Raw genomic sequence first — 24,726 nt, forward strand, 5'->3', positions numbered from 1 at the left:
GAATAGACTGAATGAGAACCGCTTCACAAGGTCAAGCCCTCGACCGATTAGTACTGCCCAGCTCAACACGTCACCGTGCGTACACCTGCAGCCTATCTACCTCGTAGTCTTCAAGGGGTCTTACCTGATTGACTCAGTGGGATATCTTATCTTGAGGTCGGCTTCACGCTTAGATGCTTTCAGCGTTTATCCGTTCCGCACTTAGCTGCCCAGCTGTGCCACTGGCGTGACAACTGGTGCACCAGAGGTGCGTCCATCCCGGTCCTCTCGTACTAGGGACAGCTCCTCTCAAATATCCTGCGCCCACGACAGATAGGGACCGAACTGTCTCACGACGTTCTGAACCCAGCTCGCGTACCGCTTTAATTGGCGAACAGCCAAACCCTTGGGACCGAATTCAGCCCCAGGATGCGATGAGCCGACATCGAGGTGCCAAACCTCCCCGTCGATGTGGACTCTTGGGGGAGATCAGCCTGTTATCCCCAGGGTAGCTTTTATCCGTTGAGCGACGGCATTTCCACTCACATACCGCCGGATCACTAACTCCAACTTTCGTTCCTGCTCGACTTGTCAGTCTCGCAGTCAGGCTGGCTTGTGCGTTTACACTCTCTGGCATGGTTTCCGTCCATGCTGAGCCAACCTTTGAGCGCCTCCGATACCTTTTAGGAGGCGACCGCCCCAGTCAAACTGCCCACCTGACAATGTCCTCCGGCCGGTTTCACGGCCGCAAGTTAGAATTCCAGCACTACAAGAGTGGTATCCCAAGGTCGACTCCACCAAAGCTGACGCCTTGGCTTCCCAGTCTCCCACCTATCCTGTACATGTAATACCGAAATCCAATATCAGGCTGCAGTAAAGCTCCATGGGGTCTTTCCGTCTTGTCGCGGGTAACCGGCATCTTCACCGGTACTACAATTTCGCCGGGCGGGTTGTTGAGACAGTAACCAGATCGTTACACCATTCGTGCGGGTCGGAACTTACCCGACAAGGAATTTCGCTACCTTAGGACCGTTATAGTTACGGCCGCCGTTCACTGGGGCTTCGGGTCAAAGCTTGCACTCATCTCCTTAACCTTCCAGCACCGGGCAGGTGTCAGCCCCTATACTTCATCTTTCGATTTAGCAGAGACCTGTGTTTTTGCTAAACAGTCGCCTGGCTCTATTCTCTGCGGCTCATGTTTCCATGAGCACCCCTTATCCCTAAGTTACGGGGTCAATTTGCCGAGTTCCTTAACAACCCTTCTCCCGTTGGCCTTAGAATCTTCTTCCTACCTACCTGTGTCGGTTTGCGGTACGGGCACCTCAGTTGTTCCCAGAGCTTTTCTCGCCTCCGTCCAAGCATGCTTCCCTACTAAATTTCAGTCCCTTACGCCCGGGTCTACCATCGCCCGGGTCATGCCCTTTCAGAGTGTCCCTCTGCTTAAAACTTTCGGTGGTTACGGAATCTCTACCGTATGTGCATCGGCTACGCCTTTCGGCCTCACCTTAGCTCCCGACTAACTTGGAGCGGACGAACCTTCCTCCAAAAACCTTAGGCTTTCGGCCATCATGATTCTCACATGATTCGCGCTACTCATTCCGGCATTCTCACTCCCATGCAGTCCACCACCGCTTCCGCTATGGCTTCACCCCGCATGCGACGCTCCCCTACCCATCGTCTAAGACGATGCCCAAGCTTCGGTACAGGTTTTAGCCCCGTTACATTTTCGGCGCAGGGGCACTCGACTAGTGAGCTATTACGCACTCTTTTAATGTATGGCTGCTTCTAAGCCAACATCCTAGTTGTCTGTGCACCCCCACATCCTTTTCCACTTAAACCTGTTTGGGGACCTTAGCTGTGGGTCTGGGCTGTTTCCCTCTTGACTATGAAACTTATCTCCCATAGTCTGACTCCTGCGCATCGATTTTCCGGCATTCTTAGTTTGATAGGGTTCAGTAACCTCTCGGCCCCTAGCCCATTCAGTGCTTTACCTCCGGAAATCTAACGCAAGGCTAGCCCTAAAGCTATTTCGGGGAGAACCAGCTATATCCGGGTTCGATTAGAATTTCTCCGCTATCCACACCTCATCCGCCACTTTTTCAACAGGGGTCGGTTCGGTCCTCCATTGGGTCTTACCCCAACTTCAACCTGGACATGGATAGGTCACCCGGTTTCGGGTCATATACATGCAACTAATTCGCCCTATTCAGACTCGGTTTCCCTGCGGCTTCAGGCCTTAAGCCCTTAACCTCGCTGCATACATACACTCGCCGGACCGTTCTACAAAAAGTACCATATCACACTTTGACGTGCTCTATGTGCTTGTAGGCACAGGGTTTCAGGTTCTATTTCACTCCCCTCCCGGGGTTCTTTTCACCTTTCCTTCACAGTACTATACGCTATCGGTCACCAGGTAGTATTTAGGCTTGGAGGGTGGTCCCCCCGGCTTCCCACGGGCTTCCTCGTGTCCCGCGGTACTCTGGATCCTGCTCGGTGTGCTCGCTTTTCAGATACGGGGCTCTCACCCTCTCTGGCCGGCCTTCCCATGCCGTTCTCTTAAACTCACACAATCCTAAATGAAGTCCACAACACCAAGGGTATTCATACCCCTGGTTTGGCCTCTTCCGATTTCGCTCGCCACTACTTTCGGAATCTCGTTTGATTTCTCTTCCTCGCCCTACTTAGATGTTTCAGTTCAGGCGGTTCACCTCCTGCACCTATGTATTCAGTACAGGATACCTAGACATGACTCTAGGTGGGTTGCCCCATTCGGACATCCGCGGATCAATACTTATTTGCAGCTCCCCGCGGCTTTTCGCAGCTTATCGCGTCCTTCATCGTCTCCTGGTGCCAAGGCATTCGCCCTGCGCCCTTCTTAGCTTGACCTTTTTTCTTCGGCTGTTCTCTCGACATAAATTGTAGTGTACCTAAAAACTTTCGCCTTTAGTTACCCTTTAGATTTCTATCGCAGTCTATTGCTTTATTCAGTTTTCAAGGTGCATTTTTGCTTGAGTCTTCCTTGTCTTTGCCCGGTTTCCCAGGCCGTGGTGGGCTCAAGTGGACTCGAACCACCGACCTCACGCTTATCAGGCGTGCGCTCTAACCACCTGAGCTATGAGCCCATACTCAAGGGCGCTCCGCTTTCCTAGAAGTCAGTACTCCTTGTCCCTCCCACGATCACCTCTCGGCTCTCGCGTCCACCAATGGTGGAGATGAGGAGGCTCGAACTCCTGACCCCCTGCGTGCAAGGCAGGTGCTCTCCCAGCTGAGCTACACCCCCGTCTTCAACAAGGTTCCTCTTGCCTGAAAGTCTGTCTTCACAGACCTTCAAAATTGAACAATACTTGAAGCTCGAACGTCCCTCTCTTCCTTAGAAAGGAGGTGATCCAGCCGCACCTTCCGATACGGCTACCTTGTTACGACTTCACCCCAATCACCAGCCCCACCTTCGGCAGCGTCCCCCTTGCGGTTAGACTACTGACTTCGGGTGTTACCGGCTCTCATGGTGTGACGGGCGGTGTGTACAAGGCCCGGGAACGTATTCACCGCGGCATGCTGATCCGCGATTACTAGCAATTCCGACTTCATGCAGGCGAGTTGCAGCCTGCAATCCGAACTGAGACCGCTTTTATAGATTCGCTCCACCTCGCGGTTTCGCTGCTCGTTGTTTGCGGCCATTGTAGTACGTGTGTAGCCCAGGTCATAAAGGGCATGATGATTTGACGTCATCCCCACCTTCCTCCGTTTTGTCAACGGCAGTCCCGTTAGAGTGCTCTTGCGTAGCAACTAACAGTAAGGGTTGCGCTCGTTGCGGGACTTAACCCAACATCTCACGACACGAGCTGACGACAACCATGCACCACCTGTCTTACCGTCCCCGAAGGGAACTCCCAATCTCTTGGGATAGCGATAGATGTCAAGACCTGGTAAGGTTTTTCGCGTTGCTTCGAATTAAACCACATACTCCACTGCTTGTGCGGGCCCCCGTCAATTCCTTTGAGTTTCAACCTTGCGGTCGTACTCCCCAGGTGGATTACTTATTGTGTTAACTCCGGCACGGAGGGGGTTATCCCCCCACACCTAGTAATCATCGTTTACGGCATGGACTACCAGGGTATCTAATCCTGTTTGCTCCCCATGCTTTCGAGCCTCAGCGTCAGTAAAAGCCCAGCAGGCCGCCTTCGCCACTGGTGTTCCTCCCGATATCTACGCATTCCACCGCTACACCGGGAATTCCGCCTGCCTCTACTTCACTCAAGAACCACAGTTTTGCGCGCAGTTCAGGGGTTGAGCCCCTGCATTTCACACGCAACTTATGATCCCGCCTACACTCCCTTTACACCCAGTAATTCCGGACAACGCTCGCCATCTACGTATTACCGCGGCTGCTGGCACGTAGTTAGCCATGGCTTCCTCCTGTGGTACCGTCATTATCGTCCCACAAGACAGAGGTTTACAATCCGAAAACCTTCTTCCCTCACGCGGCGTCGCTGCATCAGGGTTCCCCCCATTGTGCAATATTCCCCACTGCTGCCTCCCGTAGGAGTCTGGGCCGTGTCTCAGTCCCAATGTGGCCGTTCAACCTCTCAGTCCGGCTACTGATCGTTGCCTTGGTGGGCCGTTACCCCGCCAACTAGCTAATCAGACGCGAGCCCATCTCAGAGCGGATCATAGATCCTTTCTTAGCCAGGGGATGTCCCCCGACCACCGTATGCGGTATTAGCAGTCGTTTCCAACTGTTGTCCCCCACTCCGAGGCAGGTTGCTCACGTGTTACTCACCCGTCCGCCACTAACAACATCCATCTTCCTAGCAAGCTATTCCGTCGGATGTGTCCGTTCGACTTGCATGTGTTAGGCGCGCCGCCAGCGTTCGTCCTGAGCCAGGATCAAACTCTTTATCAAAGTTGTATCTAAACAGTGTTCCCACCGTTCAAACCTAAGCTCATTTCAAACTTGACGTTTAAAATTACTTCGCTTGGTGTTGTCTCTCAAAGAGACGCATCCAGTCCGTGATAGACCGGATTTTTAGGTCCGTTCAAGCTTCAGTATTGTTCAATTTTCAAGGTCCGTTCGGCATCTCGCCGTGCCTTTTATTATATCTCGCCGCCTTCTTTTTGTCAACCCCTTTTTTCTCGCCTCTCGGCTCGAATCTCGGGGCCCACTCCTCGAAAACCGCACTCCCGTGCGCTTCCCTCCCGGACAGCTTTTGTATAATACCATGGCCTCCTCTTGCTGTCAATAGATTTTCGCCAGCTTTTTTCACTTTTTTGCGGGGTTATACACAAGGTAATCATTTTCCCCTTTTTGCAGCGGGATTCGGGGGGATTTTCTACCGTTCGTCAACTTTCTCCCCCCTTTTCCCCTTCCCTGCCCCGGCGGACGATCGCGCTTTGCAATCGGAGCGGAGCTGTGCTATACTTTTCCCATTCGCTCAAAGGGGGCCTTCGCCCCTACTATATAAGAGAAAGGAGAGCGGCTCATGCCCATCAACATACCCGCCAGCCTGCCGGCGGCGGAAACCCTCATTTCGGAGAACATCTTCATCATGACCCAGGAGCGGGCGGTGAGCCAGGACATCCGCCCCCTGCGCATCGCGATCCTCAACCTGATGCCCAAGAAGATCGAGACCGAGACCCAGCTGCTGCGGGTGCTCTCCAACTCGCCCATCCAGGTGGATGTGGAGTTGGTGCAGACGGTGACCCACGTGTCCAAAAACACCCCGGGGGATCACCTGCTGAAATTCTACAAGAGCTTTGAGGACATTCGGGACGAGCGCTTCGACGGGATGATCATCACCGGGGCCCCAGTAGAGCAGCTCCCCTTTGAAGAGGTGGACTACTGGGAGGAGCTCTGCGAGCTGATGGAGTGGAGCAAGTCCCACGTCTACTCCACCTTTCACATCTGCTGGGGGGCGCAGGCGGGGCTCTACTACCACTACGGTATCGACAAGGTGCCCCTGGCGCAGAAGCAGTTCGGCCTCTTTCACCACCGGGTGCTGCAGCCGGAGCACCCGCTGCTGACCGGCTTTGACGAGTGCTTCCTGGCCCCCCACTCCCGCCACACCGGGCTGCGGCGGGAGGACATCCTGGCGCGGCCGGAGCTGGAGCTGCTCACCGACTCGGAGGAGGCGGGGGTGCACATCATCGCCAGCAAAAACGGGCGGCAGTTCTTTGTCACCGGCCACTCGGAGTACGACCGCTACACCCTGCGGGGCGAGTACCTGCGGGACCGGGAGGCAGGGCTGCCCACCGCGCCCCCCTGCAACTACTTCGCTGGGGACGACCCGGCGGGCGAGGTGCCCTTTGTCTGGCGCTCCCACGGGAGCCTGCTCTACACCAACTGGCTCAACTACTTTGTCTACCAGCGCACCCCCTACCACCTGGAGGAGTTGCGGCAGCTGGAAATCTAAACGGTCACAGCAAAACAGCGCCCTCCCCCGGCTACAGCAGTGCGGCGGGGGGAGGGCGCTTTTCTGTAAAGCAGAGGGCGCAGGCCCCTCACAGGTAGGAGAGGTCGTCGATTTGGTCGAAGAGTTGGCACTCGAGCGCTTTGAGGGCCTTGAGCCCCTCCTGCCGGCCCTGCCAGCGCCCCTCGGCCACCCCCTCCTCGAAGGCGTGGAGGTACTCCTGCTCCTCACAGACGAGAAGGACGTGCACCAACTGTTCGTAGAGGCGGGCGGGCTCGCCCCCTATCTGGTTGAAGGCGCGCTCGATTTCGTTCCACTGGGCGACAGCCCGCCGGTAGCTGGGGGAGTGCCGCCGCCGGCCCTCGAAAAAGGGCCGACTCTGCCGGTATGCCTTTTTGATGCTGTTCATCCCCATCCCCTCCCCCCACAGGATAGCGCGGCGGGAAGGTATCCGTCCAGTGTCGCGGCTGCACCCGCCCGTGTCATCAAATATGATACTACTTTTGATTATAGAAATATCCCTCCATTTTGAATATGATAAAACCATGGCATGAAACGGACAGGATGGAGAGGGGACGGTGGGCGATGGGCTTTGAACTCAAAGCAATCAGTTATAAGCGGGCGGACATCGCTCTGACCACCCGCTTTACAGAGCCCCTCTACGAGCAGCTCTGCGCCCTCAAGAAGCACACTGGCGTCCCTCTCAACTCCATTGTCCTGCAAGCCTGTGAGTATGCCCTCAAAGACCTGCCGGAGGAAATCAAGATGCCCTATAAGTAAAGAGTAGGACCCATCAGAGAGACCGCACCGCCGAAACCGGCGGTCTCTTTTTTGGGAAAAACGCCCCCTTGTGAAAATGGGGGGAGGGGGGTATAATGAGGACAACTCATTTCAGGGAGGGGAAGGGAAAATTGGAGAACGAGCAGCTGCTCAAGCAGATTAGCGAGATGATGGGCGAACTGACCCAGCAGATGGAACGGATGGGGGACCAAATAAATCACCGAATCGACGGGGTGGAGAGCCACCTCAACCGTCGAATCGATCGACTGGAAATTCAATTGGGCCAACGGATGGATCGGATGGAGAGCCGGATGGACCGAATGGAAGGTCGGATGGACCGAATGGAAGGCCATCTGGAACAGGTGAGAAAGACCGCGACGCGGACATCTGTGACCCAGGAAAACACAGTAATTCCCCAGCTAAAACAGTTGGCGGAGGGGCACACGGACTTAATGGACAAGATTGGCATTGTAGCCGAACACGTAGACCAAAACACCGATACCTGTGACCTGCACACAGTGCAGATCGCGGGGTTGCAGGAAAAGGTGAAGGCCCTGGCCTAGCGCTCCCCCCTCCATTAAAATACATACAAAGCGCCCCGGCAGACGGTCTGGTCTGCCGGGGCGCTCTTTTTTTGCAGTCATTCGGCGAGCATCTCCCGCAGGCGGGAGAGGATCTTCTTCTCCCTGCGGGAGACCTGCACCTGGGTCATGGAGAGGGCCTTCCCCACGTCGGCCTGGGTCTTTTCCTGGAAGTAGCGCAGCACCACGATCTGCCGCTCCACCGGTTCCAGGCGGCCCACCACCTCCCGCAGGGAGAGGCTGTCGGTGATCTTCTCCTCGCAGCAGGGGACCGGGATGTCGATGGTCTGCCCGGTCTCGTCCCCGGCGGTGAGGGAGACGGTGGGGTTGTAGATGCCGATGGCCTCGACGATCTTCTCCTCCTCGATGCCCAGGGCCTGGGAGAGCTCGGCGATGGTGGGCTCCTCCCCCCGCTGGTGGGTCATGAGTTCCCGCTGGCGGGCCACCTTGAGGGAGACCTCTTTGAGGCTGCGGGAGACCTTGACGGCCCCCCCGTCCCGAAAGAGCCGCTTGATCTCCCCCAAAATCACCGGGACGGCATAGGTGGAGAACTTGTACCCCAGGCTGGGGTCAAAGCCGTCGCAGGCCTTGATGAGGCCCATGCACCCGGCCTGGTAGAGATCGTCGTACTCCACCCCCCGCCCCCGGAACCTGCCCGCACAGGCGTGGACGAGGCCGAGGTTTTCCTCTACGAACTTATCTCGCTGCTTTGCTGGCGATGCGCTTTTCAAGATAGACGCTGGTCCCCTTTCCGGACGTACTTCTCACCTGCAGACGGTCGGTGAACGCCTCCATAACCGCAAAGCCCATCCCCGCACGCTCCCCGGTGTCGCAGGTGGTGTAGAGGGGCTCCATGGCCCGCTCGATGTCGGGGATGCCGCAGCCGGCGTCCCGGATGATGATGCGCACCCGGTTGTCGGGATAGATTTTTGCCGTTATGTAGATTTTGCCGATGCAGTCTTTGTACCCGTGGACCACGCAGTTGGTCACCGCCTCGGAGACGGCGGTCTTGATGTCGCTGATCTCCTCCACCGTGGGGTCGAGCTGGGCGATGAAGGCCGCCACCGCCACCCGGGCAAAGGACTCGTTCTGGGAGCGGCTCTCAAAAGCCAGCTTCATTTCATTTGTCGGTTTCACTTCCTGGTTTCCTCCTCTATTCGATTCTGACGAGCTTGTCCAACCCCGAGAGGAGCAGGATCCGCCGGATGGTCCCCTTGGCCCCCTGCACCCGCAGCTCGCCCCCCTGTTGCTGCATGGTCCGATAGCGGCCCATGACCAGGCCGACCCCCGAGGAGTCCATAAAGGTGATGCCGGAGAAGTCCAGCACCAGCAGTTTGGGGCCGAGGGACGCCACCCGCTCGTCGATGGAGTCGCGAAAATAGCGGGCGGAGTGGTGGTCGATCTCCCCCTCCAAAAAGGCGGTGAGGGCCTCGCGGTCCCCCTGCAAGTTCACATTCATCTGCGCACCTCCCGCGCGTGTTCTCCGGGCGCGACGCCCGGGCAGGGCCTGTCCCCCTTTGGGATTTGACAAAAAAAAGAGGACATCCCCTGGAATACCTCTATCCTACGGGATGTCCTCTGCAATTTTTGCCGAAACGGGGGCCTCTGCCCCGGTTTCCATTTTTCCCCGCCCGCTGCCGTCGCAGAGACCGGGAGATGTGGTAGAATGGTGTCGACAGTCATCCCCCAGCCGCCGGGCGGACAGAAGAGAGCATGTCCTGTCGGGTCTCTCCCCCAGCGATGCGGTATGATGGGGACACACAGACAGAGGAGGCGGTTTCAGTGGACTGGGTCGCGGGGATCGGCAGGGCCATCGACTACATCGAGGGGCATCTCGACGGCGAACTCACAATGGAGGAGATCGCGGGGCAGGCGTTGCTCTCCCCCTTTTACTTTCAGCGGGGGTTCTGCATGCTCTGCGGCTTTTCGGTGGGCGAGTACATCCGGCTGCGGCGGCTCTCCCTGGCCGGGAGCGAGCTGGCCTCCACCGATGCCCGGGTCATCGACCTGGCCCTCAAGTACGGCTACGAGTCCCCGGACAGCTTTACCAAGGCCTTTGCCCGGTTTCACGGTGCCACCCCCACGGCTGTGCGCAGGGGCGGGGCGACGGTCCGGACGTTCGCCCCGCTGAAACTCAAATTTTCACTGAAAGGCGGTCCCAGCATGGAGTACAAAATTGTCGACAGAGATTCCTTTCCCGTTTTGGGGGTGTCGGAGACCTTCTCCTACGAGGGGGCAGACCAGGCCATCCCGCAGTTTTGGACCGAGCACTTTGCCAGTGGCAGAGGGGATGTGGTACAGGGCACCTACGGCATCTGCATTGACGAGCCAATGGAGGGCGACCAGTTTGAATACCTGATTGCGGACGACTGCCCGCCAAACACCGCCGCGCCGGAGGGGTTTGTGGTCCGGGAGATCCCGGCCCACCGCTGGGCGGTGTTCCCCTGCAAAGGGGCGATGCCCCAGGCCCTGCACCGGGTGCACGAACAGGTCTTTTCCGAGTGGCTGCCCACCTGCGGGGACTACGAGATCGCCGCGGGCTACAACATCGAGTGGTACAGCGACCCCGCGCAGTTCCCCAAGGGGATGGACGACGAAGCCTACCTCAGCGAAATCTGGATCCCCGTCAGGCGAAAGTAGGGACTTTGCCAAAGGGGCGAGGGGGAGAGCAGCAACTGCTCTCCCCCTCGCCCCTTTTTTGCTGTCTCCCCCGCCGACAAAGCGGCCGGTCCCGCTCCCCCTGGGCCCAGATCGCACCCTCTCCTTCTGCCGCAGGGGCGCTCATCTACGAGGGCCAATCGAGAAGCGCCGTCCAGGTGGGAAAGACTCCTGCCCCCCGCTGCCCGAGGGGTCCACCTTCCTCCCTCAAATGGCGTGTTGCCCAGGCGGGAGGAAACTGCAGACGGCCAGCAACTCCTCGAGCGACGGCTTGGCTCGGGCGGCCATGGCTTCTTCCGGCGAGCCATCAAAGCAACGCGGCTTTGAGAGAGCTACCAAGTAGAGCCGAGCAAGCAAGCGCCCTAAAGAGGTGAGTTCCACCTCTCCCCGACCACCCCGTCAAAGTCCATACCACTTTTTCCTGCCACCCAAGCGGTGAAGCGGTCTTCTACCTGTCGGGCGCCCTCTCTCCCCCACCCATGGCCAGAAGGAGGGGCCGCGCCTCGCTCGCCAGGTAGAGGGAGCCGCAGACGACCAGCAATCCCTCGGGCGGCAGCCCTGCACAGGCGGCCAGGGCCCCTTCCAGCGAGCCATCAAAGCAACGCAGCTTTGAGAGAGCTACCAAGTAGAGCCGGGTAGGCAAGCGCCCTAAAGAGGTAAGTTCCACCTCTTCCCGGCCACCCCGCCAAAAGCCCGCGCCGATTTTCCCCACCGCCCAAGTGGCGAAACGGTCTTCTACCTGTCGGGCGTCCTCTCTCCCCTTCCCATGGCCAGGAGGAGGGGCCGCGCCTCGCTCGCCAGGTAGAGGGAGCCGCAGACGGCCAGCAATCCCTCGGGCGGCAGCTCGGTGCGGGCAGCGGCCAGGGCCTCTTCCAACGAGGCGCAGGGGGTGGCGGGCAGCCCCTGGGCGGAAAAGGCGGCGGCCAGTTGGGCGGGATCGGCCGCCCGCTCGCTGGGGGGCTCCACCAGGTAGAGGGCGTCGAAGGCCCCGGCCAGCGAGCGGCCGATCTCCGGCGCGTCCTTGTCCCTCAAAAGGCCAGTCACCGCCACCTTGCGGGGGGCGTCCTGGGCGGCGACCACCCGGCAGAAGGCCGCCATCCCCGCCGGGTTGTGGGCCCCGTCGAGCAGGAGGGTGGGCCGCTCCCCCAGCCGCTCGCAGCGGGCGGGGAAGCGGACGGCGGCCAGCCCCGCCCGGATCGCCGTCTGGGAGATCGCCAGCCCCTGGGCCGTGAGGACGCGCAGCACCTCGATGGCGGTGAGGGCGTTTTGTAGCTGGTACTCCCCCGCCAGGGAGAGGGCATAGGGCAGCCCCCGGTAGGCAAAGGTGCTGCCGGAGAGGCCGCTTCTCGCCACCCGGAGGGCTGCCGGGTCCGGGAGAAAGAGGGGGGAACCCCGCCGGGCGCACTGCGCGCGGATGACGGCCAGGGCCGCCGCGTCCTGTCCGGCGCAGCAGACCACCGGCGCGCCCCCCTTGATGATGCCGCACTTGCGCTCCGCAATGGCGGCGGTGGTGGGGCCGAGGGCGGCGGTGTGGTCCAGGCTGATGGGGGTGATGGCGCAGCAGAGGGGGGCGGGGATGACGTTGGTGGCGTCGGTGTCGCCCCCCATCCCCACCTCCAGGCAGACCAGGTCCACCCCCTCGGCGGCAAACCACAAAAAGGCGATGGCGGTGTTGATTTCAAACTCGCTGGCGTAGAGGCCCTCCCCCTCCATCGCATCGCAGACGGCCTTCACCCGCTCGGTGAGGGCGGCCAGGGCGGCGGGGGGGATCATCTCCCCATCGATCTGAAAGCGCTCGCGGAACTCGAGGACAAAGGGGGAGACATTTCGCCCCACCCGGTATCCGGCGGCCTGCAGGGCGGCAGCCACCATGGCGGTGGTGGAGCCCTTGCCGTTGGTGCCGGTGACATGGACGCAGCGCAGCCGGTCCTGGGGGTCGCCCAGCCAGCGCATCAGCTCCCGCATCCGCTCGAGGCCGGGTTTGGGCAGGCCCCGGCGGCGGCCGTGGATATAGGCGAGGGCCTGTTCATAGGTCATGGTGTACCTCCCTTTCTCCGCCCTGAAGGGCGGGCAAAAAAAGTGCGGGCGGCGGGAAGGCCCGCCGCCCGCACAGGGCAATTTGGCAGTTTGGCAGTGAGGGCGCGGAGAGGGGTGCTAGAGGGCGGCCAGGCTCTCCTCCACCTTTTTGAGCCGCTCCTGGGCGCGGGCCAACTTCTCGCGCTCGGCGTCCACCACGTTCTGGGGAGCGCGGCTGACAAACTTTTCATTTTGCAGCTTGCCGGTGAGGCTGGCGATTTCCTTCTCGCAGCCCAGCTTCTCCTTCTCCAGGCGCTGGCGCTCCTTCTCCCGGTCCACCAGGTCGTCCATCGGCATCCCGATCTTGGCCTCAGCGGTGATGGCCATCACCATCCCCTCCAATTCCAGCTGGGGGGCGACGGCCACCTCGCTGGCGGAGGCCAGGCGCTTGATGAACTCCTCCCCCTGGGAGAAGACTTCGACCCGCTCGGTCTCGATAAAGACCTTGGCCTTTTTGGAGGGGGGGACCTGCAGCTCGCTGCGGCGGTTGCGGATGGCGCGGATGGCCTTCATGATGATCTCGAACTGCTCCTCCTCTCTGGCAAAGGAGAGGGCGGGGTCGTAGACCGGCCAGGGGGCGGTCATGATGCTCTCCCCCTGGTGGGGCAGGGCCTGCCAGATCTCCTCGGTGATGAAGGGGGCGAAGGGGTGCAGCAGCTTCATGGTGCCCTCAAAGAGGGTGCAGAGGACCCGCAGGGCGTTTTTCTTCTGCTCGCCGCCGGCCTGCAGCCGCAGCTTGACGATTTCGATGTACCAGTCGCAGACGATGTCCCAGACGAACTCGTTGACCTTGCCCAGGGCGATGCCCAACTCGAACTTGTCGATGTTCTGGGTCACCTGGCGGACGATCTCGTTGTACTTGCTCAACACCCACTTGTCCTCGATCTCCAGCTCGCTGGGGAGGCCGGGTTCCAGCTCCTCGTCGCCCAGGTTCATGAGGATGAAGCGGGCGGCGTTCCAGATTTTATTGCAGAAGTTGCGGCTGGCCATGATCTTGTCGTCGGAGAAGCGCATGTCGTTTCCGGGACTGTTGCCGGTGGCCAGGGTGAGGCGGAGGGCGTCGGCCCCGTACTGGGCAATGACCTCCAGCGGGTCGATGCCGTTGCCCAGGGACTTGGACATCTTGCGGCCCTGGGCGTCGCGCACCAGGCCGTGGATGAAGACGGTCTTAAAGGGGACCTCCCCCATCTGCTCGATGGAGCTGAAGATCATCCGGGCCACCCAGAAGAAGATGATGTCGTAGCCGGTGACCAGGGTGTCAGTGGGGAAGAAGTAGTCCAGCTCGGGGGTCTTGTCCGGCCAGCCCAGGGTGGAAAACGGCCAGAGGGCGGAGGAGAACCAGGTGTCCAGGGTGTCCTCGTCCTGCCGGAGCTTGCCGCCGCAGTGGGGGCAGCAGGCGGGCTCTTCCCGGGCGACGATGGTCTCGCCGCAGCCGTCGCAGTAGTAGGCGGGGATGCGGTGGCCCCACCACAGCTGGCGGGAGATGCACCAGTCGCGGATGTTCTCCATCCAGTTGTAATAGGTCTTGTCAAAGCGGGCGGGGACAAACTGGGTCTCCCCCTCCCGCACGGCCTTGATGGCGGGGGCGGCCAGCTCCTCCATCTTCACGAACCACTGCTTGCTGACCATCGGCTCGACGGTGGTGCCGCAGCGGTAGCAGGTGCCCACGTTGTGGGTGTGGTCCTCGATGCGCACCAGGTAGCCGCCGGCTTCCAGGTCGGCGACAATGGCCTTGCGGGCCTCGTAGCGGTCCATCCCGGCGTACCTGCCGGCGCACTCGGCCATGTGGCCGTCCTCGGTCATGACGTTGATGATGGGCAGGTCGTGGCGGGCGCCCACCTCAAAGTCGTTGGGGTCGTGGGCAGGGGTGATCTTCACCACGCCGGTGCCGAACTCCCGGTCGACGTACTCGTCGGCCACCACCGGGATCTCCTTGTCCACCAGGGGGAGGATGACCGATTTGCCCACGCAGTCGCGGTAGCGCTCGTCCTCGGGATGGACGGCCAGGGCGGTGTCGCCGAGCATGGTCTCGGGGCGGGTGGTGGCGATCTCCATGTAGCCGCTGCCGTCGGCAAAGGGGTAGCGGATGTGCCAGAAGTGGCCGGCCTGCTCCTCGTACTCCACCTCCGCATCGGAGATGGAGGTCTTGCAGTGGGGGCACCAGTTGATGATCCGCTCCCCCTGGTAGATGAGCCCCTTTTCATAGAGGCGGCAGAACACCTCGCGCACCGCCTTGGAGCAGCCCTCGTCGAGGGTGAAGCGCTCGCGCTCCCAGTCGCAGGAGGAGCCGAGCTTTTTCAGCTGCTCGATGATGCGGCTGCCGAACTTCTCCTTCCACTCCCAGGCGCGCTCCAAAAAGCCCTCGCGGCCCAGGTCCTCCTTGGTCAGCCCCTCCTGGCGCATGGCCTCGACGATCTTGGCCTCGGTGGCGATGGAGGCGTGGTCGGTCCCCGGCAGCCAGAGCGCCTCGTACCCCTGCATCCGCTTGTAGCGAATGAGGATGTCCTGGAAGGTCTCGTCCAGGGCGTGGCCCATGTGGAGCTGCCCGGTGATGTTCGGCGGGGGGATGACGATGGTGTACGGCTTTTTATCGGGATCGGGTTCGGCGTGGAAATACCCGCCGGAGAGCCAGAAGTCGTAAATGCGGTCCTCGACCTGCCCCGGGTCGTATTTCTTGTCGAGCTCTTTACGCATGGCGCAGATGCCTCCTCAATTCTCTAATAGTCTTATTATGAGTGCGCGGCCCAGCCTTGTCAATAGCCGACAAAAGATTGCGGCGGGTTTTGTCGATTCGGTGAAAAAGAAAGGGGGAAACAGCGCGCCGGAGGGGCAGGATCTCCCCTCTATTCCCCCTTTTCGGGGGGCAGCTCCACCCGGGCAAGGGGGGTGTCGGCGGGGCCGCAGAGGACCTCGCCGTCCACCGAGAAGCGGGAGCCGTGGCAGGGGCAGTCCCAACTGGTCTCGGCGGCGTTCCAGTGGAGGGCACAGCCCAGGTGGGTGCAGGTGAGGGAGACCAGGTGCAGCTTTCCCTCCTCATCCCGATAAGCCCCACACCGGCGGCCGCCGATGCGCACCACCGACGCCTGTCCGGGGCGGGTCGGAAGGTCCCCGGTGGGGCGCAGCCGCTCCCCCACCCAGTAGGCGGCGGTGGCCGCCCCCTCCTTTATATAGGAGAAGGAGCAGATGTCGCTGTGGCGGGCCGGGTCGTAGAGGGGCGAGGGGGCCCCGGACGGTTCGAGACAGCGCCCGGCCAGATAGAGGCCGGCGGCAGTGCCGGCGGTCATCCCCCACTTGCCAAAGCCCGCGCAGAAGAGGACGCGGGGGTCGCCCCTGTCCACCTCGCCAGCGTAGGGCAGCTCGTCGGGGGTGCGGTAGTCCTGGGCGGCCCAGCGCCAGACAAATTTCCCCAGGGAAAAGTGGCGCAGGCCGTAGAGTTGCAGGGTAGAGAACTCATCCCCCGCCGTCCGCCCGGTGCGGCAGGTCTCCCCCGCCACCACCAGCACCGGGCGGTCGTCCCGGTCGCGGCAGACCGCCAGCGAGCGCACCGGCTCCTCGGCGCTGATGTACTGGCCCCAAAAGGGCTCGCCCTCGAGCCGGGCGGCCACGGCGTAGGAGCGCGTCGGGTAGAGACGGGTGAAGTAGAGCCCCTTCCCCTCGTACAGGGGGTAGTGGGTGCAGAGGAGCACCTGCCCGGCGCGGATGCGGCTGCCGTTTTCCGCCGTGAGGGTGACGCCGCCGGCCCGCTTTTCCAGCTTGGCCACGGGGGTCTGTTCGCAGATGGTACAGCCCGCTTTGGCCGCGCGGGCAGCCATCCCCTCCAGGTAGCGCACCGGGTTGAGGGTGGCCTCGCCGTCGGCGCGCAGGGCCAGCTCCACCCGCAGGGGGGCGGGCAGGCGGTTGACCGCGGTCAGGGGGAAGTCCAGCCGCTGGGCGAGGGCGGCCAGCCGCTGCAACTCGTCCACCGTGGCGGGGGTCTGGCTGTACAGATAGGAGGGGGCCTCGCTCAGGCGGCAGGGGATCTGGTGCTCCGCCACCATCCGGCGGACAAAGGCGGCCCCCCGCTTGTTCTCCGCCAGATAGGCGGCGGCCATCTTCGGCCCGTAGCGGTCAGAGATAGTGAGCAGCCGGGTGCCGTGCAGACAGCTGAGCTTGCCGGTGTTGTGGCCGCTGGTGCCGCCGCCGATCCGCCCCCTCTCCAACAGCGCCACCGACCGGCCCGCCCGGGCCAGTTGATAGGCGGCGGTGACCCCTGCAACGCCGGCCCCCACCACGGCAAACTCCACCTCAAGGTCCCGCTGCAGGGGCGGGTAGGCCGTCCCCCGGGGAAGGTCGCTCCAAAATGCCTGCAAACCGATCACTCCTTCTTTCAAGTGCTGCGCCCATGCAGGGCGCTCCTCTCCATCAGTCTGGGTCGGGTGGGGGCAAAATACACCGCCGGGAGGCGATGGGCGCAAAAAAAGCGCCTTCAAAGGCGCTTTTTTGCCGCGTGTATCCGTTTCTCACAGGTCGTCTCAAAAGGAGAGGGGATGCTCAGCGCTCCTGCTCTCCCCGCTGGCAGGCGCAAGAGCCGTATCCCTGACAGTCACAGCCGCCCTGGCACCCGCAGCTGCCCGAGCAGCCACAGCTCTCGCGGTGGCAGCCCGCATAGGCGTGCAGATAGCAGAAGATACCGGCAACCGCCAGGAAGAAAAAGAAGAGGGTGGCGCTGACCCCGACACGGGAGATGACCGAACTGCAGTCCTCATTGAGGGAGAAGAGCAGCCCGGAGAGCAGGGTGCCGGCGGCCCCCACCGCGGCGAGGTTGCCGCAACAGCAGTAGGCGGCCTTGAGCTCGGCCGAGCGGCGGGCGAGGAGGGTCGAAAAGAGCAGCCCCAACAGCATGGCCGCCCCCAGGAAGATGAGGATGGCGTAGATGTAGGAACTGGCGCAGAAGTACCCCGACGCCAGCACGGCAAAGGACAGCCCCGCAAAGAGAAGGCCGGCCACCACGATGATGAAGCTGCGAACAAAGCAGCTCTCGGAATTCTGTCTCATAAAAAAATCGGTCCTTTCTAAAAAAGCCGAAAGATGGCGGGGCCGCAGCCCCACATGCCAGTGTATGCCGCAGCCCCCCTTTCCGCCCCGGCGGGCGAAGAGGGAAAAGGGGAAAATGAAGACAAAATGGGGGTTGCTTTTTTGGCGGGAACGAGTATAATATTGAAGGTAACAACATCGAGGTGTGGCTCAGTTTGGTAGAGCGCTGCGTTCGGGACGCAGAGGCCGCAGGTTCAAGTCCTGTCACCTCGACCATTGTAAAAGGCCGTCGACATTTATCGACGGCCTTTTACTATATCTATATTACGCCCAACAGCGAGAATGACTGACAGGATTTGTTTTTGGTGATATAATTTATACAATAAGATATATAAAAGCGAAATTGTTTTATATGGGGTGGTTTTATGGGCAAAGAGGTATTAAAAAAAGCACAATACTTTTATAATCAAGCCTGGCGTTTTATGAAGTGCGCAGAGCGCTGTATGGGAACAGAGAATGATGATGGTTCAATACAAATTATTGGTGGAAGATATCCGATTTTGTCAACGCCAACTATGGTTAATGCTGCTTTTTCATGCGAAGTATTTCTCAAGGCAATTCTTATTCTTTTTTCCATAGAGTATAAAAAGGGACATGGGTTAAAATATTTATATGATTTACTTCCGAACGAAGAATATAAGGAGTATTTGAAAATAACGCCGTCCTCGGGAAAAACATTTGAAGAAGAATTAGATGCACATTCGGAGGATTTTGTTGCTTGGCGCTATTATATGGAAACGCCTGGTGACTATCGAATGTCTCCAATTTTTACATTCTTACTTATGAATAACTTACAGTCTTTATCAAAAGCATTAATTGAACAACATTTAACCCAGAATACTATGTAAAAACAGCTTGCTAATTACCTGAAAGCCATTAATTTTGACTTTCATTTTCTAAGTCCTATAATTGCACCTCGACCACAAGAAGAAAGTCGCCGACACGTGTCGGCGACTTTTTTCTTTCTATCTTAGCGATCCAGTCAAACCCCGTCCTTCAAACGGCCTTCCCTTTGCGGATAGGGCTTTCCGCCGGGCCAAACGCGTGCTCAGTGCCGCTGGAACCGCCGAGGCGACCGACCTGCCCCCTCTCCAGAGGGCAAAAACCACCGCCCTACCCGCCGACCGGCTGTTCCCCCCTATAATCGTCCGACCGCAGCCCTCTGTCGGCAAGGCCCTTCCTGCAGAGACCGCTCTGCGGCCCCACAGTTTTTCTGTACTGCCCACCACCAGGGGGTACACCACCGCCCACACCGGCGAAAAACACCGGGAACTCGCTCGGGCCGCGGGGGCCAAATATCCCTGGCGGGTGCTGCCGGGCCGCCGGCGGCATGGGCGGGCGGCCCTCGGCCGACGCGGCATCCCCCCAAACCGGAGAGGATGCGGGAGGAGAGCGGTCCCTTTCTTTTCCGTCCCGGTGACCCCGAGGTTGCCGGGGCGGAAGGGCGAAAGCCTCTCTTTTGCAGATCGGTGTCATTTTTTGAAAGGGGTTTTTGGCGCCTTCAAAGCCGGCTCTCCCAGCGGGAAACCGGCTTTTTTCCCCGTTTTCTCACCCCGTTTTCAAGGGCACAAGGCCGCCCCTCTATTTCCCAAATACCCTATTTTGCGGTTGCTCTTTTCGACAGACATTGATATAATAAACAAAATAGATGCGGACCCTCGGTCATGGAGGACAAGATGCACAAACGAATGATGCCGGCCCTGCTGGCCGCTGCACTGCTTCTCACCGGACTGCTCTCCGTCCTGTCGATTCGGGGGTTACAGGGAAACGCCCGGGTCATCAACTACGCGGGGGTGGTACGGGGCGCCACCCGGAGGCTGGTCAAAGAAGAGCTGGCCGGCCACCCCAACGACGCCCTCGTCGAGCGGATCGACGGCATTTTAAATGAACTGGCCACCGGCGAGGGAGAAAACGGCCTCGCCCGGCTGAAGGACGACACCTTCCAAGGTCTGGTCTCCCAGATGCAAGACGGGTGGCGGGAAATCAGGGACGCCGTCGCCCAGGTGCGCGAGGGGGCCGACGGAGAGGCGCTCTACCGCCTGAGCGAGTCCTATTTTGAGCTTGCCGACCGCACCGTGTCGGCCGCCGAAGTCTACTCTGAGCGGCAGGTAGACAGGGCGCAACTGGCCCTGCTCATTCTCAGCGCCGTCTTTTTGGCCCTGACCGGCCTGCTGGCCTGGTACGGGGCGGTGCAGGCCCGGCGGCAGCGGGAGCTGCAGGCGGAGGAAGAGGCCAACCGCGCCCGGCAGGAGAGCCTCTCGCGGATGTCGGAGGACCTGCGCGCCCCCCTCGACGACATTTCTGAGCTGATGTACGTCTCCGATCTGGAGACCCACGAGCTCCTCTTCATCAACGAGACGGGGCGCAAGACCTTCCACCTGGACAAGGTGGCGGGGCAGAAGTGCTACCAGGTGCTGCAGGGGTTTTCGCAGCCCTGCTCCTTCTGCAACAGCCAGCAGCTGATCCCCGGCGAGACCTACACCTGGGAGTACACCAACCCCATCACCCAGCGGCACTACCTGCTCAAAGACCGGCTGCTGGAGTGGGAGGGCCGGGACGCCCGGCTGGAGATCGCCTTTGACATCACCGAGGCGGAGGCGGAAAAGCAGTCCCTCAAGCGGACCCTCGACGCCGAGCAGATGCTGATGGAGTGCGTGCGCGCCCTCTATCGGGAGCACGACCTGGATCAGTCTGTTCCCCTGGTGCTGGAACAGGTGGGCCGCTACCTGTCGGCTGACCGCACCTACCTGTTTTTTGAGCGGGAGGGGCTGCTCTACAACGACTACGAGTGGTGCGCAGACGGGATCGCCTCGCAAAAAGAGCTGTTGCAGGGGATGCCCCTGTCCTCCATCGACCGCTGGATGCCCTTCTTCGACCGCCAGGAGTGCGTGGCCGTGGAAAACATAGAGGAGCTGCGGGAGCGCTCCCCAGAGGAGTACGAGCTGCTGCGCAAACAGGACATCGTCAGCCTGGTGGTGGCCCCCCTGGAGCAGGACGGCCAGCTGCGGGGCTTCGTGGGGGTGGACAACCCCCACTCCCTCAACATGCGCACCGTCTCCTCGCTGCTGCAGACGCTGGGGTATTTCCTCATGCTCGCCCACCGCCGCACCGAGAGCGAGAACGAGCTCTCCCGGCTGAGCTATTACGACACCCTCACCTCCTTTTTCAACCGCAATCGCTTTATGGAGGACGCCGAGGCCCTCACCGCCCAGACCGGGCCAGTGGGGATCGTCTACCTGGATGTCAACGGTCTCAAGGACATCAACGACCGGCACGGCCATGCCTTTGGCGACAAGGTGCTGGCCGAGTGCGCCCAGCAGATGCAGGCGGTCTTTAAGGGGGCCAACTTCTACCGCATCGGCGGGGACGAATTTGTCATCATCTGCCCGGGGATGGCACAGGGCGATTTCGAGGCGCAGGTCAAGGCGCTGCGGCAGCGATTTCGGGTGAAAACCAGCTGCCGGGCCGCCATCGGCGCCCGCTGGGCCCAGCAGTTTGAAGACCTGCAGCAGATCATCGCCAGCGCCGACGCCGAGATGTACGAGGACAAAAAGGAGTTCTACCGCCAAAACCCCGCCTCCAACCGCTACCGCCACCACAGCGACGAGGTGCTCCACCTGTCCGACCCGCAGGTGCTGCAAAAGGAGATCTTGCAAAACCGCTTTGTGGTCTACCTGCAGCCCAAGATCTCCTCAGGCGACCGCACCGCCGTGGGGGCCGAGGCCCTGGTGCGCTACCAGCCCCGCTCCGGCTCGCTGGTGCTGCCGGGCAACTTTCTCCCCCTGCTGGAGGAGAGCCAGACGGTGAGCCAGATCGACTTTTACGTCTTTCAGTTCGCCTGCTCCCGCCTCAAGGAGTGGGCCGACCAGGGGAAACAGGCCATGCCGGTGTCGGTCAACTTCTCCCGCTGCTCCCTGGCGCAGCCGGACTTTGTGCAGCGGCTCGACGACCTCTGCCGGCAGTACGGGGTGGAGAAAAAGTACTTGGAAATCGAAATCACCGAGACGGTGCGGGAGTCCGACGGGGTGAATTTCAAGGCGCTGATCGACGACCTGCGGCGGGCGGGCTTCATCGTCTCCATCGACGACTTCGGCACCGAGTACGCCAACCTGGCCCTGCTCTCCGCGGTGGAGTTCGACGTGCTCAAACTGGACAAGACCCTGGTGGACGACGTGGCCTGCAACAGCCGGGCCCGCACCGTGGTGGAGTCGATCGTGGACATCTGCAAGAAGATGGACATCCAGGTGGTGGCCGAGGGGATCGAGACGGAGGAACAGCTCTCGGCGCTGCGCGACTGCGGGGTGGAACTGGCCCAGGGCTTTTTGTTCAGCCGCCCCATCCCCATCGAAGAGTACGAGGAGAAATACCTGTGACCCCTGTTCCGGGGGCCCGGCAAGGCCGTTTGGCTTTGCCGGGCCCTTTTTTGTTCCCCGCATCTCTGCAAGATCGGCCGTTTGGGGGCAAAAATACCCCTGGGCAAAAACCTGCTGCCCCGAGCGGCAGCCCGTGGAGCCAGGGAGCGAAAAGGTGCGAAATTCCCGATTGACAATGTTTTAACAAAGGAGTACAATGCTCTTTAGAAACCCCAGTACAGACAGATGGATTTTATTGATTTTAAGGAGATGGGCAGAATGGGGATCTTTGACGGAAAGGTCGCAATCATTACCGGCGGGGGCAAGGCCAAATCGATCGGCTACGGCATTGCCGTGGCCTATGCCAAGGAGGGGGCCAACCTGGTCCTGACCGGCAGAAACGAGCAGAAACTGCTGGACGCCAAGGAGGAGCTGGAGCGCCTCTACGGCATCAAGGTGTTGCCGCTGGCGGTGGACGTCACCCCCAGCGACGAGTCGGAGGATCGGGTCAAGGAAGCCGTGCAGAAGGTCATCGCCGAATTCGGCCGCATCGACGTGCTGATCAACAACGCCCAGGCGTCGGCCTCGGGCATCCCCCTGTCCATGCAGACCAAAGACCACTTTGACCTGGGCATCTACTCCGGGCTCTACGCCACCTTCTACTACATGAGGGAGTGCTATCCCTACCTGAAGGAGACCCAGGGCTCGGTCATCAACTTCGCCTCCGGCGCCGGCCTCTTCGGCAACGTGGGGCAGTGCTCCTACGCCGCCGCCAAAGAGGGCATCCGCGGCCTCTCCCGCGTCGCGGCCACCGAGTGGGGCAAGGACAACATCAACGTCAACGTGGTCTGCCCCCTGGCCATGACCGCCCAGCTGGAGAACTTCAAGCTCTCCTACCCCGAGGCCTACGAGAAAAACCTCAGAGGGGTGCCCATGGGCCGCTTCGGTGACCCCGAGCTGGACATCGGCCGGGTCTGCGTGCAGCTCGGCTCGCCCGATTTCAAGTACATGTCCGGCGAGACCCTCACCCTGGAAGGCGGCATGGGCCAGCGCCCCTAGTCGCCAAAACTCCTTGCTTTTTCCCAGATATGAAAATACCGCCGGCAGATGCCGGCGGTATTTTTTGCAGCTCATCGGGCGCCCTTCCCTCCGCCCAGGCCGATATGCAGGAAAATATCCTCTTTTCAAGCCGGACACCTTCCCCCGCCTGTCCAAACTTTGGACACTCCGCCCCCTCTGTCTATGTTCATCTCCCCCGCCAGGCGCTACAATAGAGGTGTCAAGGGGGCATCGCCCCCGACGATCAGATAAAACAGAAAGGAGAGGATCATTTTGATCCGAATAGACGCTGACTTTGACTACACCAACGCCCTGATAGAGGGGTGGAACCGCAAGCTGCGCTCGGTCCGCATCGCCAGTTTCATCATCAGCATCCTGCTGGTGGTCTGCGCCCTTCTCTGCGCCTTTTTCCCGGTGCAGAGTGCCGGGGTGATGAGCGCCCTGGCCGCCATCCTCATCCTCGCCCTGGGGGTCTACCAGCTCATCGACTACTTCTGCGCGCCCCCCTTCCTGCGGGAGGCCGGCGGGCTGGTCAGCAGCGTCCTCAACCTCCTCATCGGGGCGCTGCTCCTCGCCGCCCCCACCGAGGTCACCCTCTCCACCTTCGCCTTCCTCCTGGGGCTCTTGATGCTGGTCTTCGGGGTCAACAAGCTCTCCTTTTCCGGCAAGCTGGGCTACTTCGGGGTGTCCGGCTACGGCTGGGTGGTGGTCAGCGGGGTGCTGAACCTCCTGGCCGCCCTCTCCTTCCTCCTGCTGCCCCTCTTCTCCGCCCTGGTGCTCAACTACCTGGTGGCCGGCTACCTGCTGGTGGGCGGGGTGACCCTCTTCATCGAGGCCATCGCCATGAGAGACTTGAAAGTCCGCTGAGAAAACCCGCTGCAAAGCCCTCGGCCCGCCCGGCCGGGGGCTTTTTGCCGTCCCCCGACAAAGAGAGGGGAAACCAGGCCCCAACATTCGACTTTTTCCCCGATTCGTGGTATCCTGTTGCTGTGAAATCGTGCGGCCGCCGGGCGGTCCGCAGAGCAGGAGGTCTTTTTCATGCCCTTTTCCGCCGACACCCTGGACTTCTTATTTGAAAACCGAATGCACGACAGCCGGGAGTGGTTTGCCGAGCACCACGACCGCTACCGCAAGAGCGTTTTGGAGCCGCTGCGCCAACTGGTGGTGGCCCTGACCCCCAGCATGCTCTCCATCGACGGGGAGCTGGGGTGTGAGCCCAAGGTGGACCGCACCATCTGCCGCATCTGGCGGGACACCCGCTACACCCACGACCCCTCCCTCTACCGGGACAACATGTGGATCATCTTCAAGCGGGGCGGGCGGATGCACGGGACCGACTACCCCGGCTTCTACTTCGACCTGTCGGGGAGCGGCTTTGGCTACGGCTGCGGGTTCTACGCCGCCTCCACCGGGTATATGAATACCCTGCGCGGCCTGATTTTGGAGGGCGACCCCGACTACCGCCGGGCGCAGAGATCCCTCGCCAAGTGCAAACAGTACGAGATGGACGGCGATTTCTACAAGCGCCCCCACTACCCCGACCGCCCGGCCACGGAGCGCCAGTGGCTGGAGCGCCGCAACATCGGCTTCAACGCCTTCAGCAAAGACTTTGAGCTGCTCTTCTCCGACCGGTTGGCGGCCTTTCTGGAGGGGGAGCTGCTCCAACTGGCCCCCGTCTACCGCTTCCTGCTCAAGGCCGCCAAGTTGGAGCAGCAGCGGTTGGCCGCCCTGGACGGCGCACAGCGCCAGTAGCGGCAGCCC

At 60.9% G+C, this 24,726-nt stretch carries 17 protein-coding genes, 3 tRNA genes and 2 rRNA genes; 10 read left to right on the plus strand and 12 right to left on the minus strand.

Going from position 1 to position 24,726, the window contains the following annotated elements:
* Positions 1-27: 27 nt before the first annotated feature.
* The 4 genes from BN3266_RS03525 to BN3266_RS03540 all read right to left on the minus strand — a co-directional run bounded on the left by BN3266_RS03525 (position 28) and on the right by BN3266_RS03540 (position 4,882).
* Positions 28-2,865, minus strand: a 23S ribosomal RNA gene (locus tag BN3266_RS03525).
* Positions 2,866-3,024: 159 nt separating this feature from the next.
* Positions 3,025-3,101, minus strand: a tRNA-Ile gene (locus BN3266_RS03530).
* 82 nt (positions 3,102-3,183) lie between these two features.
* Positions 3,184-3,259, minus strand: a tRNA-Ala gene (locus tag BN3266_RS03535).
* A 94-nt stretch (positions 3,260-3,353) separates the two neighbouring features.
* Positions 3,354-4,882, minus strand: a 16S ribosomal RNA gene (locus tag BN3266_RS03540).
* The 16S and 23S rRNA genes sit together here with 2 tRNA genes alongside, the layout of an rRNA operon.
* Before the next feature lie 577 nt (positions 4,883-5,459).
* Between BN3266_RS03540 and metA the strand changes: the two genes are divergently transcribed.
* Positions 5,460-6,389, plus strand: a complete 930-nt coding sequence (gene metA / locus BN3266_RS03545; protein WP_021661044.1) for a homoserine O-acetyltransferase MetA — start codon at positions 5,460-5,462, stop codon at positions 6,387-6,389.
* An 88-nt stretch (positions 6,390-6,477) separates the two neighbouring features.
* Here the strand turns inward: metA and BN3266_RS03550 are convergent, their stop codons facing one another.
* The gene (locus tag BN3266_RS03550; RefSeq protein WP_059003862.1) at positions 6,478-6,795 is read right to left on the minus strand and encodes a hypothetical protein; all 318 of its coding nucleotides are present in this window, start codon (positions 6,793-6,795) and stop codon (positions 6,478-6,480) included.
* Positions 6,796-6,971: 176 nt separating this feature from the next.
* Between BN3266_RS03550 and BN3266_RS03555 the strand changes: the two genes are divergently transcribed.
* Both BN3266_RS03555 and BN3266_RS03560 read left to right on the plus strand, forming a co-directional pair.
* Complete coding sequence (locus tag BN3266_RS03555) at positions 6,972-7,166, plus strand: hypothetical protein (protein ID WP_059003865.1); 195 nt, start codon at positions 6,972-6,974, stop codon at positions 7,164-7,166.
* Positions 7,167-7,261: 95 nt separating this feature from the next.
* Positions 7,262-7,729 (plus strand): hypothetical protein, encoded by a 468-nt coding sequence (locus BN3266_RS03560; protein ID WP_059003867.1) that lies wholly within the window; start codon positions 7,262-7,264, stop codon positions 7,727-7,729.
* Between the two features lie 77 nt (positions 7,730-7,806).
* Here the strand turns inward: BN3266_RS03560 and BN3266_RS03565 are convergent, their stop codons facing one another.
* Genes BN3266_RS03565 through BN3266_RS03575 form a run of 3 tightly spaced genes read right to left on the minus strand, consistent with a single transcriptional unit; the run spans position 7,807 to position 9,206 of the window.
* Positions 7,807-8,478: a sigma-70 family RNA polymerase sigma factor gene (locus BN3266_RS03565; protein ID WP_192926571.1), complete on the minus strand. Its 672-nt coding sequence runs from the start codon at positions 8,476-8,478 to the stop codon at positions 7,807-7,809.
* Entirely contained in the window at positions 8,444-8,884 is a 441-nt protein-coding gene (gene spoIIAB / locus BN3266_RS03570; RefSeq protein WP_044993271.1) for an anti-sigma F factor, read from the minus strand. Before spoIIAB ends, BN3266_RS03565 begins: the two co-directional genes overlap by 35 nt.
* A gap of 16 nt (positions 8,885-8,900) precedes the next feature.
* Complete coding sequence (locus BN3266_RS03575) at positions 8,901-9,206, minus strand: STAS domain-containing protein (protein ID WP_059003869.1); 306 nt, start codon at positions 9,204-9,206, stop codon at positions 8,901-8,903.
* A 323-nt stretch (positions 9,207-9,529) separates the two neighbouring features.
* Here BN3266_RS03575 and BN3266_RS03580 point away from each other — a divergent pair, with 323 nt between their 5' ends.
* Entirely contained in the window at positions 9,530-10,387 is an 858-nt protein-coding gene (locus BN3266_RS03580; RefSeq protein ID WP_059003871.1) for an AraC family transcriptional regulator, read from the plus strand.
* A gap of 753 nt (positions 10,388-11,140) precedes the next feature.
* Here the strand turns inward: BN3266_RS03580 and BN3266_RS03590 are convergent.
* The 4 genes from BN3266_RS03590 to BN3266_RS03605 all read right to left on the minus strand — a co-directional run bounded on the left by BN3266_RS03590 (position 11,141) and on the right by BN3266_RS03605 (position 17,515).
* The gene (locus tag BN3266_RS03590) at positions 11,141-12,442 is read right to left on the minus strand and encodes a bifunctional folylpolyglutamate synthase/dihydrofolate synthase (protein ID WP_059003876.1); all 1,302 of its coding nucleotides are present in this window, start codon (positions 12,440-12,442) and stop codon (positions 11,141-11,143) included.
* 117 nt (positions 12,443-12,559) lie between these two features.
* Positions 12,560-15,175 (minus strand): valine--tRNA ligase, encoded by a 2,616-nt coding sequence (locus tag BN3266_RS03595; protein ID WP_059003877.1) that lies wholly within the window; start codon positions 15,173-15,175, stop codon positions 12,560-12,562.
* A gap of 149 nt (positions 15,176-15,324) precedes the next feature.
* A complete protein-coding gene (locus BN3266_RS03600; RefSeq protein WP_059003879.1) occupies positions 15,325-16,830 on the minus strand; it encodes an FAD-dependent oxidoreductase in 1,506 nt (501 codons plus the stop codon).
* A 181-nt stretch (positions 16,831-17,011) separates the two neighbouring features.
* Positions 17,012-17,515, minus strand: coding sequence for a hypothetical protein (locus BN3266_RS03605; RefSeq protein ID WP_059003881.1), 504 nt, complete (start codon positions 17,513-17,515; stop codon positions 17,012-17,014).
* Between the two features lie 178 nt (positions 17,516-17,693).
* Between BN3266_RS03605 and BN3266_RS03610 the strand changes: the two genes are divergently transcribed.
* The 6 genes from BN3266_RS03610 (at position 17,694) to BN3266_RS03630 (ending at position 24,717) form a co-directional block, all read left to right on the plus strand.
* A tRNA-Pro gene (locus tag BN3266_RS03610) sits at positions 17,694-17,770 on the plus strand.
* A 149-nt stretch (positions 17,771-17,919) separates the two neighbouring features.
* Positions 17,920-18,402 (plus strand): HEPN domain-containing protein, encoded by a 483-nt coding sequence (locus tag BN3266_RS13730; RefSeq protein WP_154668967.1) that lies wholly within the window; start codon positions 17,920-17,922, stop codon positions 18,400-18,402.
* An 828-nt stretch (positions 18,403-19,230) separates the two neighbouring features.
* On the plus strand, positions 19,231-21,927 hold the full coding sequence (locus BN3266_RS03615) for a putative bifunctional diguanylate cyclase/phosphodiesterase (protein ID WP_059004560.1): 2,697 nt from the start codon (positions 19,231-19,233) through the stop codon (positions 21,925-21,927).
* 258 nt (positions 21,928-22,185) lie between these two features.
* A complete protein-coding gene (locus BN3266_RS03620; RefSeq protein ID WP_044992937.1) occupies positions 22,186-22,965 on the plus strand; it encodes an SDR family NAD(P)-dependent oxidoreductase in 780 nt (259 codons plus the stop codon).
* Between the two features lie 273 nt (positions 22,966-23,238).
* Positions 23,239-23,832, plus strand: coding sequence for a DUF308 domain-containing protein (locus BN3266_RS03625; protein ID WP_059003882.1), 594 nt, complete (start codon positions 23,239-23,241; stop codon positions 23,830-23,832).
* Positions 23,833-24,003: 171 nt separating this feature from the next.
* Entirely contained in the window at positions 24,004-24,717 is a 714-nt protein-coding gene (locus BN3266_RS03630; RefSeq protein WP_059003884.1) for a DUF2461 domain-containing protein, read from the plus strand.
* The last annotated feature ends 9 nt before the right edge of the window (positions 24,718-24,726 follow it).

Origin of the sequence: Bittarella massiliensis (ex Durand et al. 2017) (genome assembly GCF_001486165.1) — a bacterium.
Taxonomy (GTDB): Bacteria; Bacillota; Clostridia; order Oscillospirales; family Ruminococcaceae; genus Bittarella; species Bittarella massiliensis.

Coding starts and splice junctions, on each gene's coding strand:
- metA (WP_021661044.1), top strand. CDS start 5,460: ATGCCCATCAACATACCCGCCAGCCTGCCGGCGGCGGAAACCCTCATT.
- BN3266_RS03550 (WP_059003862.1), bottom strand. CDS start 6,795: ATGAACAGCATCAAAAAGGCATACCGGCAGAGTCGGCCCTTTTTCGAG.
- BN3266_RS03555 (WP_059003865.1), top strand. CDS start 6,972: ATGGGCTTTGAACTCAAAGCAATCAGTTATAAGCGGGCGGACATCGCT.
- BN3266_RS03560 (WP_059003867.1), top strand. CDS start 7,262: ATGAGGACAACTCATTTCAGGGAGGGGAAGGGAAAATTGGAGAACGAG.
- BN3266_RS03575 (WP_059003869.1), bottom strand. CDS start 9,206: ATGAATGTGAACTTGCAGGGGGACCGCGAGGCCCTCACCGCCTTTTTG.
- BN3266_RS03590 (WP_059003876.1), bottom strand. CDS start 12,442: ATGACCTATGAACAGGCCCTCGCCTATATCCACGGCCGCCGCCGGGGC.
- BN3266_RS03595 (WP_059003877.1), bottom strand. CDS start 15,175: ATGCGTAAAGAGCTCGACAAGAAATACGACCCGGGGCAGGTCGAGGAC.
- BN3266_RS03605 (WP_059003881.1), bottom strand. CDS start 17,515: ATGAGACAGAATTCCGAGAGCTGCTTTGTTCGCAGCTTCATCATCGTG.
- BN3266_RS13730 (WP_154668967.1), top strand. CDS start 17,920: ATGGGCAAAGAGGTATTAAAAAAAGCACAATACTTTTATAATCAAGCC.
- BN3266_RS03615 (WP_059004560.1), top strand. CDS start 19,231: ATGCACAAACGAATGATGCCGGCCCTGCTGGCCGCTGCACTGCTTCTC.
- BN3266_RS03620 (WP_044992937.1), top strand. CDS start 22,186: ATGGGGATCTTTGACGGAAAGGTCGCAATCATTACCGGCGGGGGCAAG.
- BN3266_RS03630 (WP_059003884.1), top strand. CDS start 24,004: ATGCCCTTTTCCGCCGACACCCTGGACTTCTTATTTGAAAACCGAATG.